Origin of the sequence: Vibrio sp. Vb1729 (assembly GCF_033338655.1) — a bacterium.
Taxonomy (GTDB): domain Bacteria; phylum Pseudomonadota; class Gammaproteobacteria; order Enterobacterales; family Vibrionaceae; genus Vibrio; species Vibrio alginolyticus.
The window spans coordinates 23,771-40,254 of sequence record NZ_JAWOTB010000006.1 but is presented as its reverse complement, the minus strand read 5'-3'; the positions used below and the strand labels follow the sequence as shown (position 1 = coordinate 40,254).

The 16,484-nt window shown below is 44.2% G+C and carries 13 protein-coding genes and 1 tRNA gene; 7 read left to right on the top strand and 7 right to left on the bottom strand.

Going from position 1 to position 16,484, the window contains the following annotated elements:
• The first annotated feature begins 16 nt into the window (after positions 1 to 16).
• A complete protein-coding gene (locus R7E29_RS02925) occupies positions 17 to 2,029 on the top strand; it encodes an NADPH-dependent 2,4-dienoyl-CoA reductase (protein WP_054576260.1) in 2,013 nt (670 codons plus the stop codon).
• Between the two features lie 59 nt (positions 2,030 to 2,088).
• On the opposite strand, the gene R7E29_RS02920 is transcribed toward R7E29_RS02925, so the two are convergent.
• Positions 2,089 to 3,405 carry an MFS transporter gene (locus R7E29_RS02920; RefSeq protein WP_054576259.1) on the bottom strand — a complete coding sequence of 439 codons (1,317 nt, stop codon included), beginning with the start codon at positions 3,403 to 3,405 and terminating at the stop codon, positions 2,089 to 2,091.
• A gap of 173 nt (positions 3,406 to 3,578) precedes the next feature.
• Between R7E29_RS02920 and R7E29_RS02915 the strand changes: the two genes are divergently transcribed.
• Positions 3,579 to 4,127: an NAD(P)H nitroreductase gene (locus R7E29_RS02915; RefSeq protein WP_005380711.1), complete on the top strand. Its 549-nt coding sequence runs from the start codon at positions 3,579 to 3,581 to the stop codon at positions 4,125 to 4,127.
• Between the two features lie 103 nt (positions 4,128 to 4,230).
• Positions 4,231 to 6,198 carry a DNA topoisomerase III gene (locus R7E29_RS02910; protein ID WP_017821143.1) on the top strand — a complete coding sequence of 656 codons (1,968 nt, stop codon included), beginning with the start codon at positions 4,231 to 4,233 and terminating at the stop codon, positions 6,196 to 6,198.
• Positions 6,199 to 6,242: 44 nt separating this feature from the next.
• Here R7E29_RS02910 and R7E29_RS02905 read toward each other — a convergent pair whose 3' ends face one another.
• Together R7E29_RS02905 and R7E29_RS02900 are read right to left on the bottom strand one after the other, a co-directional pair.
• Positions 6,243 to 6,449, bottom strand: a complete 207-nt coding sequence (locus R7E29_RS02905) for a hypothetical protein (RefSeq protein WP_005380717.1) — start codon at positions 6,447 to 6,449, stop codon at positions 6,243 to 6,245.
• Between the two features lie 183 nt (positions 6,450 to 6,632).
• Positions 6,633 to 7,322, bottom strand: coding sequence for an SDR family oxidoreductase (locus R7E29_RS02900; RefSeq protein WP_005384911.1), 690 nt, complete (start codon positions 7,320 to 7,322; stop codon positions 6,633 to 6,635).
• Positions 7,323 to 7,593: 271 nt separating this feature from the next.
• On the opposite strand from R7E29_RS02900, the gene R7E29_RS02895 reads away from it, so the two are divergent.
• Positions 7,594 to 8,517, top strand: coding sequence for a histone deacetylase (locus tag R7E29_RS02895; protein ID WP_104975508.1), 924 nt, complete (start codon positions 7,594 to 7,596; stop codon positions 8,515 to 8,517).
• A gap of 194 nt (positions 8,518 to 8,711) precedes the next feature.
• Here R7E29_RS02895 and R7E29_RS02890 read toward each other — a convergent pair.
• From R7E29_RS02890 to R7E29_RS02880, 3 genes are all read right to left on the bottom strand, one after another.
• Positions 8,712 to 8,802 (bottom strand) — tRNA-Ser (locus R7E29_RS02890).
• A 154-nt stretch (positions 8,803 to 8,956) separates the two neighbouring features.
• The gene (locus R7E29_RS02885) at positions 8,957 to 10,765 is read right to left on the bottom strand and encodes a DUF3413 domain-containing protein (protein WP_005380721.1); all 1,809 of its coding nucleotides are present in this window, start codon (positions 10,763 to 10,765) and stop codon (positions 8,957 to 8,959) included.
• A 22-nt stretch (positions 10,766 to 10,787) separates the two neighbouring features.
• Positions 10,788 to 11,015: a YejL family protein gene (locus R7E29_RS02880; protein WP_005380722.1), complete on the bottom strand. Its 228-nt coding sequence runs from the start codon at positions 11,013 to 11,015 to the stop codon at positions 10,788 to 10,790.
• Between the two features lie 85 nt (positions 11,016 to 11,100).
• On the opposite strand from R7E29_RS02880, the gene yejK reads away from it, so the two are divergent.
• The 3 genes from yejK (at position 11,101) to R7E29_RS02865 (ending at position 14,778) form a co-directional block, all read left to right on the top strand.
• Positions 11,101 to 12,099: a nucleoid-associated protein YejK gene (gene yejK, locus R7E29_RS02875; protein ID WP_005380723.1), complete on the top strand. Its 999-nt coding sequence runs from the start codon at positions 11,101 to 11,103 to the stop codon at positions 12,097 to 12,099.
• 82 nt (positions 12,100 to 12,181) lie between these two features.
• A complete protein-coding gene (locus tag R7E29_RS02870) occupies positions 12,182 to 13,510 on the top strand; it encodes an Hpt domain-containing protein (protein ID WP_081008332.1) in 1,329 nt (442 codons plus the stop codon).
• 104 nt (positions 13,511 to 13,614) lie between these two features.
• Positions 13,615 to 14,778, top strand: a complete 1,164-nt coding sequence (locus R7E29_RS02865; RefSeq protein ID WP_137282279.1) for a chemotaxis protein — start codon at positions 13,615 to 13,617, stop codon at positions 14,776 to 14,778.
• Between the two features lie 90 nt (positions 14,779 to 14,868).
• Here the strand turns inward: R7E29_RS02865 and nhaC are convergent, their stop codons facing one another.
• Positions 14,869 to 16,302 (bottom strand): Na+/H+ antiporter NhaC, encoded by a 1,434-nt coding sequence (gene nhaC / locus R7E29_RS02860; protein ID WP_005380726.1) that lies wholly within the window; start codon positions 16,300 to 16,302, stop codon positions 14,869 to 14,871.
• Positions 16,303 to 16,484: the final 182 nt, after the last annotated feature.

The window sequence follows — 16,484 nt, the reverse complement described above, 5'->3', positions numbered from 1 at the left end:
CAATGGATGTTAAGTGATGTCTGCCATGTACCCAAACCTATTAAAGCCACTGGACCTCGGTTTCACACAATTACGAAACCGAGTTCTGATGGGATCAATGCACACGGGCTTAGAAGAGCACAAAGAAGGATTACACAAGCTCGCTGCTTTTTATGAAGAACGCACGAAAGGCGGTGTCGGACTGATTGTAACCGGAGGTTTTTCTCCTAACTTACGCGGTCGTTTACACCCGTTGAGTGCTGAATTCAGCAAGCCAAAACATGCTAAAGCCCATAAAGTTGTGACAGAAGCGGTGCACAAGCACGGTGGTAAAATTGCGTTGCAAATTCTCCATGCTGGGCGTTATGCAATGCATCCATTCTCGCAAAGTGCATCTGGCATTAAAGCGCCAATTGCAAAGTTTGCTCCGAGTGAAATGAGCGACCGCCAGATAAAGAAAACCATCGACGCGTTTGCTAATAGTGCGGAGTTAGCACAGCTTGCTGGTTATGATGGCGTCGAGTTAATGGGCTCGGAAGGTTACTTGATAAACCAATTCTTATGTAAACGTACTAATATGCGTTACGACGAATGGGGTGGCAGCTATAAAAAACGTATGCGTTTTCCGCTAGAAATTGTTAAAGCGGTACGCAAGACGGTAGGTGACAAGTTCATCATCATCTTCCGTCTTTCTATGCTGGATCTTGTCGAGCAGGGCAGCACTTTTGAAGACGTTATCGAATTGGCGAAAGCACTTGAAGAGGCTGGCGTCACGATTATTAATACGGGTATCGGTTGGCATGAGGCTCGAATTCCGACAATTGCGACTCAAGTACCACGCGGTGCGTTTACATGGGTTACGGAAAAAGTTAAACCTCACGTTTCGGTTCCTATTATCACTTGCAACCGTATAAATACGCCAGATGAAGCAGAACGCATTTTATCTTCAGGTCATGCCGACATGGTTTCGATGGCGCGCCCATTCTTGGCCGATCCTTACTTTGTTGCTAAAGCCGAACAGGAAAAAGCGCAGCTTATTAATACGTGTATTGGTTGTAATCAGGCGTGTCTAGATAACGTGTTTAAAGGTAAGCGCGCCAGTTGCTTAGTGAACCCTCTAGCGTGCTATGAAACCGAAATTGTTGTTGAACCAGCCTTTAAAAAGAAAAACATTGCAGTTGTTGGTGCTGGCCCTGCGGGCTTGGCTTGTGCGACCACACTGGCTGAACGTGGCCATAAGGTTGATTTGTTCGAAAAGAACGACCGCATCGGTGGTCAGTTCCGCCTTGCGATGCAGATCCCTGGTAAGGAAGAGTTTCGAGAGACGATACGATATTTCGCTAACCGTATTGATGAAACAGGCGTGAATCTGCACTTATCGACGGAAGCGAACTATGACTTACTCACAGAATACGATGAGATAGTGATGGCATCGGGTGTTGAGCCACGTAAAGTCAATATTGATGGAATTGATAATCCAGAGAAAGTCGTCGACTATCAAACTCTCATTCGAGACAAAACGCCAGTCGGTGAGAAAGTGGCTATCGTTGGTGCTGGTGGCATTGGCGTAGATGTCGCGACCATGCTCACAGAGCCAGTTGGACAAACGTTGGATGACTGGTTGCATGAATGGGGAATCGACAAGGAGATGTCCCAACCGGGTGGTTTATACCCTTATCCTGATGCGGTCAGCGATAAAGAAGTCTGGGTGCTTCAGCGTCGTAAAGGTCGTGTAGGTAAAGGTCCGGGTAAAACAACAGGTTGGATCCATAAACGTACCCTTGAAAAACGTGGCGTACATTTAGTCGGTGGCGTGTCTTACGATAAAATTGATGATCAAGGTTTGCACATTCATGTAGATGGAAAAGAACAATTATTGAACGCGGACAAAGTCGTCATTTGTGCGGGGCAAGAGTCTGTTCGTCCATTTGAAGATAAATGGTCTGAACTTGGAGAGAAAATTCATATCATTGGCGGAGCTGACCATGCGGGTGAACTTGATGCTGTGCGTGCGATTCGTCAAGGCGTTAAATTGGCGGTAAAACTCTAGTCTTTCAAGGTGTGTTTACTATGAAAGCTGCGCTTTGAGCGCAGCTTTTTTGTATAGAATTAGTCACTAATATCTGGCAGTTGTTTGGCCATTACCACGCCAGAAAGAGTAATAAAAGAGAACACTAACACCACAGCTGAAAGGCTCAAAAAGTTCGACATGACACCAAGAGAACTCATTAGAAGCAGCATTATCCCAACCACCGTGTTACTCACGGCTACATAGCTTGTCCGTTTGTCACCTTCTGCGATATCAACTAAGTAGGTTTTTCGTCCGACTCGTATTCCGTCGTGGGCAATGCACACACAAAAGTAGAGCAGAGGAATCACGAATAGGAAGCTTTGGCTAGCGGTGACCCACGTATCGTAAACAAATAAAACAACGCCAAGTAGCGCGCTCATCGTTGCGCCGATGACCATAACACTGCGGCTAGAGCGATCGGACATTCTTCCCCAGAAAGGACCTGACACAAAGGAGGCCAAGCCACTCGCAAACATAAAGAGAGCTAGCACCCAGAGTTGTCCACCCAGAGATTGCTGTGCCAGCACAACGTAGTACGGTGCACTCAACGCAGAACATAAAAATAGTGTCCGCGTGATAACGAATCGACGAAAGGTCACGTCGGTTTTAAGTAACGCGAGTTGTTTAAATGCCTCAAGGACGCCATTTCGACCACCATCTACCTCACCGGCATACTCATTAATTCGCGCATAGACGAATGCCGCGATGAGCCATATGACGCCCGCTAAGCCTAAACTCAGACCGTAAAAGCGCTCTGTCGGCTCTACGTCCCATAACCAGGCTAGTGCCAGAAGGCTAGCGAAAAGCAGCGTAACCAGGCCAGCAGCGCTTGAAGACCAGCCGTTGACTTGACCTCGTTGGTTTTTAGGGATGGTTTTGCCCAATACATCTTTTGATGCGACGGAATTTAAACCGCGTGAGAGGCTGAAGATCACAAGACATGCAATCACACCATAACCCGCAGCTGCTCCTGTTAGAGTTAATGCGACCAATCCGATTGCAAATATGGAAAGAGCCTGCAAGATGCTGCCAATTACCCAGACCCATTTTCTTACTGGAATGCGTCGGATGTAGTGCGCGATGCTAAGTTGTGGGATAAGGGAACCTGATTCACGAATAGGAACCAGCCAACCAATTAAGTAAACCGGTGCCCCGAGACTTTGTAGTATCCACGGCAACGTGACTTTAGGATTGATTAACGCATCGCCGACTTTCGTTAAAAACTGAGCGAGAATTATTTTAAGAAAGTTGCCGGGAACTTGATGACAAGCTGATTCAGGAATCGCCTTACAGGCACGGGCATCTTCGTCATTAACGATCTTTTCGTAAATGCTGTTTTGTTTGTCCTTGTTCATCAACCTGCCTATGTTCAACTTATTCATTTCGCGAATAAATTAACATTAAACCCAGATTGATGTTAAGTGAAGCACGTTATCAAGCCCACAGAAAACCGGTTGTTATTCGCAGGAGCAGATTGTGCTAAAGTGGCGTAAACAAAATAACAACGATATTCAATAAGGATTCTTTCATGGACGCTCTCGATCTTTTGCTCAATCGCCGATCTATCGCGAAGTTATCCGCGCCTGCTCCAGAAGGTAAAGCACTTGAGAACATCATTCGTGCTGGCCTTCGTGCGCCTGACCATGCGGGATTAACCCCTTGGCGTTTCGTTATCGCACAGGGCGATGGTTTGAAAAAACTGTCAGATATATTGGTAAAAGCGGCAGAAGCTGAAAATAGTGATGAAGCGGTGGTCGAAAAGGTAAAGAATGCCCCATTTCGCGCACCAATGGTGATCACGGTGATTGCTAAAGTAACAGAACATGAGAAAGTACCAGCACTAGAGCAACACTTATCTGCGGGATGCGCTGTACAAGCGATGCAAATGGCAGCTGTAGCGCAAGGCTTTCAAGGGTTTTGGCGCTCAGGTAAGTGGATGTTCCATCCAGAAGTTCATCAAGCATTTGGTTTAGAGGGTGACGATGAGATTGTTGGTTTCTTGTACTTAGGCACGCCTGGTTGTACACCGATGAAAGTTCCTGAGCGTGACCTTTCTCAGTTTGTTGAATTCCTATAACTAAAAACTTAAATAAACTGACTGTTTATTTATACAGTTTTTCTTGATTTATTAGGGCTACATTCGATAATGTGGCCCTAATTATATTTATTTCCAAAACGTTATGTCTCGTCTGTTTATTGCTGAAAAACCAAGTTTAGGCCGTGCGATTGCCGCTGCACTGCCAAACCCTCAAAAGAAAGATCAAGGATTCATCCGCTGTGGGAACGGGGATATCGTTACTTGGTGTATCGGCCACTTACTCGAACAAGTCGAACCCGACGCTTACGATGAGCGTTATAAAAAGTGGAATATGGCAGATTTACCAATTGTTCCGCAGCAATGGCAGCTCAGACCGAGGAAAAGTGCAAGTAAGCAATTAACAGTGATTCGTAAATTGCTCAAAGAGGCTAACGAAGTCATTCATGCAGGAGACCCAGATCGAGAGGGTCAGCTGTTAGTTGATGAAGTTCTCGACTATTGCAAGTTATCTAAAACCAAGAAGGAATCTACACAGCGTTTGTTGATTTCCGACTTAAACTTACCTGCGGTTAAACGTGCTCTCAGTTCTATGCGCAGTAATCGCGAGTTTATCCCACTTTCAGTTTCTGCATTGGCCCGCTCTCGGGCTGATTGGCTGTATGGTATGAACATGTCTCGTGCTTATACCTTGCTTGGTCAAAAAGCAGGGTATCAAGGTGTTCTCTCGGTAGGGCGAGTGCAAACGCCAGTTCTTGGCTTAGTGGTGCGTCGTGATGAAGAAATCGAAAACTTTGTCCCGAAGGACTATTTTACCCTACATGCTCTGATCCCATATCAAGATGCCAATGGTACTTTTGATATTCGTGCTCGTTGGAAGCCAAGTGAGGCATGCAAGCCTTGGCAGGACGAAGAAGGTCGAGTATTAAACCGTAAGTTGGTAGAAAATGTTGCAAACCGTATTGCAAATCAACCCGCAAAAGTGACAGAGTCGGAACAAAAGCAAACCAAGCAATCAGCACCATTACCTTATTCGTTATCTGCTTTACAGATCGATGCCGCGAAGCGCTATGGTATGAGTGCGCAACAAGTACTAGATACTTGTCAGGCATTGTATGAAAAGCACAAGCTGATCACTTACCCGCGTTCAGATTGTCGCTATTTGCCGATGGAACACTACTCACAAGCAGGGACGGTGACAACTGCTATTGCGAATAACGCAAAAGAGTTGCAAGTTGCCGTTCAGGGAGCAGACTTAACATTAAAGTCCAAAGCCTGGAACGATAAAAAAGTGGATGCACACCATGCGATTATCCCTACACCGAAGCAAGCTAATGTGAATGCGCTTTCCGGCAATGAGATGAAAGTGTATCAATTGATTGCGCGCCAGTACCTCATGCAGTTCTATCCGGCGGCGGTTTACGCAGAAGCGAAATTGGTTTTCGATATCGCTGGTGGTACGTTTGTCGCGAAAGGTCGTCAGTTAGTTTCGCCGGGTTGGAAAGCGCTAATGGGCAAAACTGACAAGGAAGATGAAGGTATTGATGCCGTGCCACCGCTACCCGAAGGCACCGTGTTAACTTGTCGTGAAGGGGAAATAAAAGACCGAAAAACCGAGCCACCAAAGCATTTTACCGAGGCATCGCTGTTGCAAGCGATGACCGGGATCGCCCGTTATGTTGCGGATAAAGAACTGAAAAAAATCCTTCGTGACACTGATGGGCTAGGCACGGAAGCGACTCGCGCTGGTATTTTGGACACGCTGTTCAAACGCCAACTGCTTACGCGTCAAGGTAAGTCAATTCTCAGTTCTCCTGCGGGAAGAGGTCTCATTCATGCCTTGCCAGAAGATTCAACATACCCTGATATGACGGCTCATTGGGAGCACCAGTTACAAGGTATGGCAGAGAGAAATCAAGCATATCAGCCGTTCATGCAAGCACTGGAACAACGCATTGATAGCTTGATGGCACAAGTAAAAGCAGGCCCTATCCCTGATTCATTACGTCATTTACCCAAGGTGGAACGTCCTGCGTTTAAACGTAAAAAGCGCAGTTATTCAAAGAATGGTGGCGCGACTAAATCTCGTGCAACCAAAGGTAAGCAGGCATAGGACAAGCGCGGTGTAATTAAACACCGCGCATGCTTGAAAATAGATTACTCGAACAGGTCACCGTGGTTTTGGATCGCGCCTCTTACTTCACCTTGAGTTAACACGCGTTTGTCCAGTACCTCTTTCACCTGGTTGCCCAAGTCAACTAATGTATCTCGATTCGCTTGAGTTTGGCGTTTACCAGCACTTCTCAAGCAGTAATTTAGTTCGTGCTCTTCGCTAAAATTAACCAAATCCCTATCTGCTGCCATCGAGCTTTCTCCTTATTTGTTCTACTTTTTCCTAAGTCTGGATTGGATGTAGATAAATTCAAGTTAGATTGCGCGAATTATGCTGGTGGATCACTGATGAACATTATGTTTGCCAACCAAGTCACGATTATGAAGCCTGGCTTTGATGGTATTTGGTTTAGTGATGGTTGTGTCTTAATGCTGCTACCAAGGTAACTCAGTACCATCGTAGTTAATAAATCGACCTGAAAGCTGCGGTGTGCTCAGTTCTATCACGTTCGCTAGGCCTTGCGCGGAGGTTTGCGTATCTATCAAAGCATTTGGCCCGCCCATCGCCGTTTTTACCCAACCAGGGTGAAGCGCCAAAACAGTAAACCCTTCAGGTGTTAAATCATTACTTAAGCTTTTAACAACCGAGTTAAGCGCCGCTTTCGATGAGCGATAAATATAGCCGCCGCCGGACGTATTTTCGGTCATACTGCCGACTTTTGATGAGATACAAGCAATCTTTTTCATCTTGCCTTGTTGTAAGCGAGGGTAACAGTACTCAACCAGTTTTAACGGAGCAATGGTGTTTACTTCGAAGACTTTACGCCATGCTTCTACGTCAGTATTTCCAAAGCCATATCCCTTGGGGCCGTAATATCCTGCGTTATTGATGAGTAAGTCGATGGCAGGGAGTTTATCGGCAAGCTTAGCGACTTGTTCGTAGTGCGTGACATCCAGTTCGTGCAAAACTAGATTGCTGAATTGTGAGGCTAGAGTTTGTAGTTCTGAACTGTTCTCTAAGGAACGGCTAGTAGCATGTACTTGGTGGCCTTGCTTCAGGTACAGCTCAGTTAAGCTAAGGCCAATGCCGCGATTTGCTCCGGTAATAAAGACGGTTTGACTCATACAAACACCTATGTTTTTTTGATTTCAGTTGAAAGTCATTGTGTTAGCTAAGCACAATAAAATCAACCAACCACCACGCACCAACAACGAGAGATGAAAATAGGGACAGAGCACAAAGAGAGCCAAACAGTGCGCCGAGAATAGCAAAGAAAGTAGAATTCATATGTATATTAAATTTAATTGATATTGAAAATCATTATCAATTAAATTGCGTTTTATTCAACCCTTTAAGTTGATACTATTTCGTTACCATTGTTATTAAGAATTTCTCATGCTGCCATTTATCTACCACCCGATTTATTCTCAACTTGAGTTGCCAGAGGGGCATCGTTACCCAATTATGAAATACCAGTACCTCTATGAATCGGTATTGGTGCATATAGAGAAAGATAACTGGAAAGAGCACACGCAGTTTTTCCAGCCCGAAGCATTAACTGTTGGGGAAGTAAAACGTGTTCATGACGAGGAATACGTCGAGTTACTTGTTAGTGGAAACATACCAGCTGCGAAGATGCGCCGAATAGGTTTTCCTTGGAGTGAGTCTCTCATTACCAGAACGCTAACGTCAGCAGCGGGCACGGCTCTGACCGCAAAAAAGGCACTTGAGTACGGTGTGGCCATTCATTTGAGTGGTGGGTATCACCACGCACACAAAGAGTTTGGCAGTGGTTTTTGTTTATTTAATGACTTAGTGATCGCGGCCAGGCAAGCGCTCGAAGTCGAGCATGTCGATAAAGTATTGATCATTGATAGTGATGTTCACCATGGGGATGGAACAGCAACTTTATGTGACGATGAGCCAGATATCATCACGCTTTCTTTCCACTGTGATAAAAACTTCCCAGCGAGGAAGCCTCAGTCTGATCTCGATGTGCCTTTGGTGCGAGGAACAGGTGATGAGGACTTTTTAATGGCGTTTAAAGAAGTGGTCGATATGGCACTTAATCTTCATCGCCCTGATTTAGTTATCTACGATGCTGGTGTCGATATACATCAAGACGATGAGCTTGGATATTTTGATGTGTCGACGCAAGGGATCTTAGAACGTGATAGATTTTTAATGCAAACAGTGAAATCTCGAGGTATCCCTGTCGCAGCTGTCGTTGGAGGTGGATATCGAACGAATCATGCTGACCTCGTCCCAATCCATTTGCAGCTTATCAATGCCGCTAAAGAAGTCTTTATTGATGAGTAGATACAACTAGACGTAAATATCAAATTGATTCAACACTGGAACGAACGAAAAGGGCATTAATTTTTTGTGGGTTCTTTCTGAGTGTGGTGGAGTGCTTAGTTGCGTTCAAGAAGTGATAAGTGATTTGTACAAATCTTTTTAAGTCTGGAGATGCGAAAAAGCCCGCTAATTTCTTAGCGGGCTTTTTCTAAATGTGGCGGAGAGATAGGGATTTGAACCCTAGATACGCTATTAACGTATGCCGGTTTTCAAGACCGGTGCTTTCAACCACTCAGCCATCTCTCCGTTGTTGAGGCGCATAATATAAGGCTTTGAAAATGTTGTAAACCCCTAGTTGAACTGATTGGATGTTTACTGCGCAAATTTGTGGTTTGTGTTGTTGAAATAAACAAAAACTCCCCAAAAAGGGGAGTTTGAATAGTATATGGATTGCTAGGTATTAATCGTTTTTAGAATAAAAACGCTGTAACTCAGTTAAACCTTGCATCAAAACTGGCAACTTCGGTGCATCATCTCGAAGTCGTTTGTAGTTTTTGTCATACAGCTTGTAGTTGCCAAACTTATCGATCACTGTGGTTTGTGAGCTAGTAATTAAGGCAAGCTCGCGAGTATCGCCCGCCAAGATCCAGCGACGACGACTTTCATCGAATAGGTTGCGACCACTACTGTAATCATATGGGTTGGAAGATACGCCGAGCATATCTTGCAACAGTGTAACTGAGAGGTCCAAGTGACTTGTGCTGTGATTAAATTCGCCAGCCAGCATTCCAGGCCAATGGATCACCATCGGAACTTGTAATTGATAACGGCTGTAGTTGCTGTTTGCTCCCCAGCTGTTCGTATTGGTTTCGTTAAATTCACTACCGTGATTAGAAGTAATGATTACGATGGTGTTTGTCAGTTGTCCCGTCGTTTCCAGTTCATCAATAATACCGGCGATAGTTCTATCCGCCGACTTCACTGCATATTCATAAGCTTTTTTGAATCGCTCACTTGCAGGCATTTCTTCGTCATTATTTGAAGGAATCGATTCAAAATTATCAACGGTGGTGACTTCGATGTAACTAAACCATGGCTGACTTGCTTTCTCTGCTAACCATGTATTCCAGTTTGCGATAGATTGTTTATCGGTATGAGCTTGCGTGCCATCTAGGTCTTCCGCTAAGTTCAAGTCGCGGAAAATAATTTCTGAGTAGAGATCATCTTCAAACCCACTGCCACTGAATAAACCAAAGTTGTAGCCCTGATCTTTCAGTACATCGAGCAATACTGGGGAAGCACCTTGCGCCTTGATGCTTGATGCATAACTGGTCGGTAAGCCATAGAACAAACCAAAGGCCCCGTATGTATCATTACTTGAGCTGTAATGATTACGGAAGTTCTGATTGTTTTCAGCAAACTCATAGAGGTTAGGCATCTCTTCTTGGTTCAGCGCATCCGCTCGTAAATTGTTTATGCTGATCATCAACACATTGAGCTTATTAACTCGGCGGTTAAACTCAAGCTTTTCAAGAGGGTAGTTGACTAACTCTACGTTGCCTTCGTTTTCTGCCAAACGTTTTAGGTATTCCTCACGGTCAAGTAGACCATGTTTTTCCATAAAACTCTTCGCCGTCATCGGGTAAGACAAAGGGAAGTTTGAACGCTGGCTAGTAATTGGGTTGTAAAAATACGCATCTGCCCAAATGTAAACCAAATGGCTGGTCATAAAGCTGAGGAAAAAGACGGCCGCGAGAGGGCGTCCTACGTGCTTATGAGATAGTTTGCGCTGTTTTCGCCATACCCATTCGGATAGTGCGAGTTGAATAAGGAAGATCAGCGGCATCACAACAAATAAATGTTGTAGGTCAGTGCTGAGCGCACTTTTGTCTTCGCTGAATAGTAACTCCCAGACAACGGGAGTTAAGTGCAAATTGATCGACTGATACGCTTGGGTATCAATTAATAATATGGTTTGCCCAACGGTTGCGAAAATCACTGCCACCAAACGGAACAATTTCCGCGATGGCAGGATAAACGTCAACGGGAATAGAACAAGCAAGTAAAGTGCGAAAACTAGAAAGCCAAAGTGACCAACCCAAGAAACCGCCAGATAAAACTGACCAAGTAACGTCTCGGGCCAAGGAGACTGAACAATGTAGCGTGTGCCTATCAACATCGACGCAACGATATTGAAGAATGCAAACCAGTGACCCCAACCAACTAGTCGAGATACACGTTCGCCGTATGAGTTTCCGCTGTCTACCATGTATGTGTTCTATTGTCCGTGATTAGTGTGTTTTTGGTGTTTCTAAAGAAGACATCAGCGCCTGAGCAAATTTTTCAGCAATCGCTTTGCGTTGTGAAGCAGCAACACGTTGATTTAAGACATTGGTTGCGATATTTCCGGCAATCATTAGCGTCAACTCAGGAGAAGCAGCATGTTTTTCAAGAACTGTTGCTACTTCAGCAAGAATTTTTTCTACTTGCTCGTCAGTATATTTAGATGTAATCGGCATAAAGACTCTAATAATGATAGTAAAAGCGGCTTATGATAACCTACAATGCCCATCAACTAAAACCTTGTAGCAAGATAAAATCACTATGAGTCTTCATCTTTCAAACGTTATTCTGCATCAACTGTGCAAAAACGATCAGGACGAGCTGGTTGTAAACTTTCGTCCAGCATCATTAGAGAACGATGCATCTACAGAAAACTTAGTCGCTGAGCTTCACCGAGTATTCCATTCTAAAGCTGGTAAAGGTTTTGGCGCTTTCCAGTCAGACAGCGAATTTCAATTTTGGCTTCAAGAAATGCGCAAAGGAGAGCGAGATTTTTACGACTTCTCACAAATTAGTGCAAATCGCTTGAAAGAAGAGTTGATTAAGTACCCATTTGCGGATGAAGGTATCTTGGTTTTCGCAGAGTATCAGAGTTTAGCAACGGACTACTTGTTCATCGGTATCTTACCAATGAATCAGAGTTTAAAAGTGACCGAAGGTTTGGACATCAGTGCGACAGATTACTTAGATATCACCAAAATGGATATTGCCGCACGCATCGACCTGTCGAGCTACGAGACCGACAAGGAATCCAATCGTTATCTGCAATACATTAAAGGACGCGTTGGCCGTAAAGTGGCGGACTTCTTCCTAGATTTTCTGCAAGCGGATATTGGCTTAGATACTAAACAACAAAACTTAGTGTTGATGCAGGCGGTGGATGATTTTTGTGCTGACTCGAAGCTAGAAAAGCAAGAAGTGAACGAGTACAAGAAACAAGTTTACGACTACTGCAATGAGCAAATTAAATCCGGTGATGAAGTTCAAATCTCAGAGCTTTCCGGAGAGCTTCCTCAAAGCCAAGATGGCACGAGCTTTATGGATTTCACCAAAGAGCAAGGGTACGAACTTGAAGAGTCTTTCCCAGGTGATCGTGCGACGGTTCGCAAACTGACTAAATTTGTTGGAGCTGGTGGTGGTTTGAATATTAGCTTCGATAGTCTCTTACTTGGCGAGCGTATTTTTTATGATCCAGAGACGGATACCTTAACGATTAAAGGGACGCCTCCAAATCTAAAAGATCAGTTAAGTCGCAACTAAAATCATATCGTTAAATAAAGAGAGCAAACGGCTCTCTTTTTTTATGTGAATAAGAAACATCCATAGTATATGCTTGTAATTAATGGAGATATGCGAGGGGCAAGTGTTGCTGAAGCTAAAAGAAGGAATACGGCGGTTTGTTTGGTTCTGGTTCGTTTTGTGGTGTGTTTTAGCACTTGGCATTTGGCTGCAAGCCAAACAAACGATTCAAACGATTTCGACTGTAAATGAGTTAGGAAGTAAAGTTGAAGAAGTCAGGCACTTTTTTAACTTCGATCTGCCTTACCGTGTTAAACACGTCGACCAAATTTCACTGAAACTTCAGTTGGCTTATGCAGTTCGCTTACAGCTTGAAAGTGAGTTTTCTGAAGGGAAAATCACACCAGATATCACTCAATTGCTTTATACGACCGACCGATTTTTAGAAAGTGCTCGAGCTTTTGTGAGAAGTGACAGTGAATTGGTTTCGTTAGCAGAACAGTTACGAAGCAGCCGTGCTCGAACAGAAAACTCTGAGCAAATTCAGGCAATGTACTATCGCTTAGGTGCGCTTGTTTTTGAGTCTGTCTTTAGTGACTCTGCAACGAATAGCGATACTTACCGTGACTTAGACCGACTTTTTATTGAATCAGAGACGCTCTCTCCCGAAGAGCGAAGCGCTCTTCAGCGCCAGCTTGCTCAAACCTCAAGCGCACTATCTGCTCAGGCACAGGGCAGTTATTTATCCAATCACCTGCTTAATCCAGATTTCCCGAACCAGTTAACTTCGATAAATGATCAGTTGGAACAGAAGCTAATGACTTTTATTGTTTGGTTGTCTGTAATCAGTGGTTTGCTCCTTTTCCTCATTTCATGGGGAGCCTTCTCCCCAAAAACGATTCAACCGATACCACTACCCAGAACCGATGATAAAAAGTCAGAGCAAGTTGGCGATGATAAAAATGGAGCTAACGCTGTTCCCTCAGCTCAGTCAGAAAATTTTCAAAACGTCCAAATGAACGAAGAAAGTTGTAATGAGGTGAATTCATCACAAGTGGAAGTAGTGGAACGTGAGCCGTACATAGATATCAATAAAATGTTAGATTCTCTGTCTGGTGACGAGGGCGCTGTGCGGATGTTACTGGAGGTCTTTATTCAGGATCACTCTGGCGATGGCACTAAAATGTATCAGCTGTTAGAAGAGGATAAAGAGCAAGCTCAAAGAGCCGCACACAGTCTTAAAGGGGTCTCAGGGAGTTTAGGTGCAATGCCATTGCACTGTATTTCGGGTGATATTGAACTGTTGATTAAACAAGGGCAAAAAGTGCCGGAAGAGAAGTTGGCATGTTTAGATGATGTCCTAAAACAAACCATACTTTTTGCTAATAATGTACTCAATAGTGAAAAGATAACAGAAGCGCTAACAGATTGATATTGCTCTGACTTAATGTCATAAGAGTTGAGGTAATAAAGGCTCGAACTATATGACTTAGTTCGCTTTATTCCTGTTCTATACAATTTGTTAAAGGTGTTTTCATGTCCGTTCGCCGAATGTCTTCAATTATGTTGATAGGGCTGGTTATGATGCTTTCAGGGTGCTCCCTGCTCGAAGTCAAGATCGAGAGTCAAACCGTCCCTCTTACCAAACAAGAGCTCAATATGCGTCTTTTGACTCGTGAGTATGCACAGCAGTTTTTTGCTCAGGTTGAGCAAGCAGCAGATGCACTACACGAACAATATGATCCTCATGATAAAGTTCATCAATCTTATATTTTACTTTGGAAGATAAATGCTGAAGAAGGCATCCAAGCTTCTGCGTATCAAGTGTCCCCAATGGCTGCACTGATTGATACATGGACTTTCACGCTACAAATGGAACAGTTCTTTACTACCGCTTCTGGTAATGAGCTCTTTGCGTCTGATGAGGCCAAGTTAGTTTCCGTTTATTTAGCGAAAGAGGTCGATAAACTGGCTCAATCTTTATTGAAGAAAGAAGCATACATCAAGACACAAACGTTTGTTGCAGAGTTCGCCAAGCAGCATCCCTTCGCTGATTTAAGCATGATTAGGACTCCGGCTTACCGTGGGTGGTTAGATGCAAACCAAATTAGCGAAGAGGAAGCCGTTACAACGCTAGGCACGATGCCAGAAGCACTTGGGGATGTCTCTGATCGTCTAAGTCTGGTATCAGAACAGACACCAAAAATTATGACGTGGAAAGCGCAGTTGTTGGCCTTGAATAGCTCTGCCAGTATCGAAAAAGTCAATGCGGCGTTTAATAGTTTGCAAGTTACCGCTGATTCGATGAGGGATTTTATCGATAACAACCCAGAGTACATGCGTTATTTGGCAGAACAAATGGCGCTGGAGTTACAACCTTTGGTTGACGATATCGATCAAAGGACGGAGGCGCGTTTATCTCAGTTGGGTGAAGAACGCCAAGCTATAGAGCTGATGGTTGCCAGAGAACGTCAAGAAATCGCACAGATCATTACCCATGAGCGCGAGAAGTTTGCTCAAGATATGGATCGAGTGTCGCAAGAGGTTGTGAATCTCGCAATGACTAAGCTGATTGAACTTGTCAAAAGTACCATCATCTACTTTATTCTGTTCATTGCCGTTATATTCTTTGCACCGCTTGGCTTGGGCTATTGGTTTGGGAAGCGTGCAGCCGTGAAAACGCCAGTCAAACAAAGCTAACGATTTGTTTTGGAAATAAAAAAAGAGCGCTTTAAAGCGCTCTTTTTTAGTATTGAATTCGAAAGGGAGGTTCTTCCTATCTCTGCGAAGTTAAGCGGTTTGCTGCTTTAATTCGCCTTCAGCTTCTTCAACTGCTTCTGCTGTTGGTTCGCACTTATCAACAAACCAACCCATGTAAGAAGTGAAGATCGTTACGATGATACATACAAAACTCAGCCACATGAACGGGGCATAAGACAGTGTAGCAACACCCAAAATACTGGCCATGTAGATACCGTTGTCACTCCAAGGGACCATACCTGAGGTTAGCGTGCCGCCAAATTCTGCGTTACGAGACAAATTCTTACGTTTGTAGCCTAGACGGTCATAGTTCTTCGCACAGATTTTTGGGGTCAGGATAAGTGAAACGTACATCGCTGAACCAAATACGTTGCCCATAAAGGCCGTACCAATTGTGCTTGTTGCCAATGAACCTGCACTTTGAACGCGTTTTTCAAACAGCTTCGCGATAGTCTCTAGCACGCCTACTTTATCTAGTAGACCACCAAAACCAAGGCCGAATACGATAACCGCTACCGACCCAAGCATTGAAGACATGCCGCCACGGTTAAGGATTGAGTCAATGAAATCTACGCCAGATGAGATTGCAAACGGAGCCCAAGCCGTGTTGAACGCGGTTAGGAAATCGACATCTTGGATCATCACTGCCCAAATAATACCTAACAGAGAACCAAAACTGATCACTGGGAATGAAGGCATACGCATCGCTAGAAGTGACAATACGATGATCACAGGAACAAATGAGTAAGGGGTGATGTAGAACTGCTGTTCCATCGCTTTAATGACAGAGTCTACCTGGCTCATGTCAACTTGACCTGCGTAGTGGAAGCCAAATGCAGTAAACATAATGCCTGTAATAATGTAGCTAATGAGTGCTATCGGCAACATGCCTTTAATATGTTCCATCACTTCAACGTTAGACATAGATGAAGCAAGGATTACTGAATCCGATAGAGGCGACATTTTGTCACCAAAGTAACAGCCTGAAAGTACGGCACCTGCAGTGATTGGCGCAGGAACACCAAGACCTTGACCGATACCCATCATTGCAATACCTGCCGTGCCAGCCGCACCCCAAGACGTGCCAGTCGCTAGCGCAGTCAATGAACAGATGATCATGGTCGCGAGCAAAAAGATGGAAGGGTGGATTGCTTTAAGGCCGTAGTAAATAATGGTTGGAACAATACCACCAGAGATCCAAGTACCTACAAGCGCGCCAACGGCCAAAAGGATTAAAACGGCTCCAAGTCCATTGGAAATGCCATTTAGTGCTGCTTTTTCCAGATCTTTATACTGATGGCCAAGCTTTATGCCCAATATCATGACAATGAACCAACCGATGTATAGCGCTAGCTGAATCGGTAGATCTAGCTTGGCTGTGAACGAAAATGCCAGCAGGAGAAATAAACCGAGCGAGATAAATACCTGTATCAAGCTTGGTAGGCGTGGTGTAACTTGCTTCATATGTGCCTCTGTCAATCTTGGAGCAATAGAGGAAGGCGCTCCTTGTTGTAATCGCGCATAACATACATTAACAAAAATTATATTTCGAACATTTGGTGTTTTATCTTGATGTTCGTCGGTAAAAACGTTTGCTTGTGAAATTAACTGTTAGTTTGTTTTAACTTTTTTGGTTTTAAATGTTG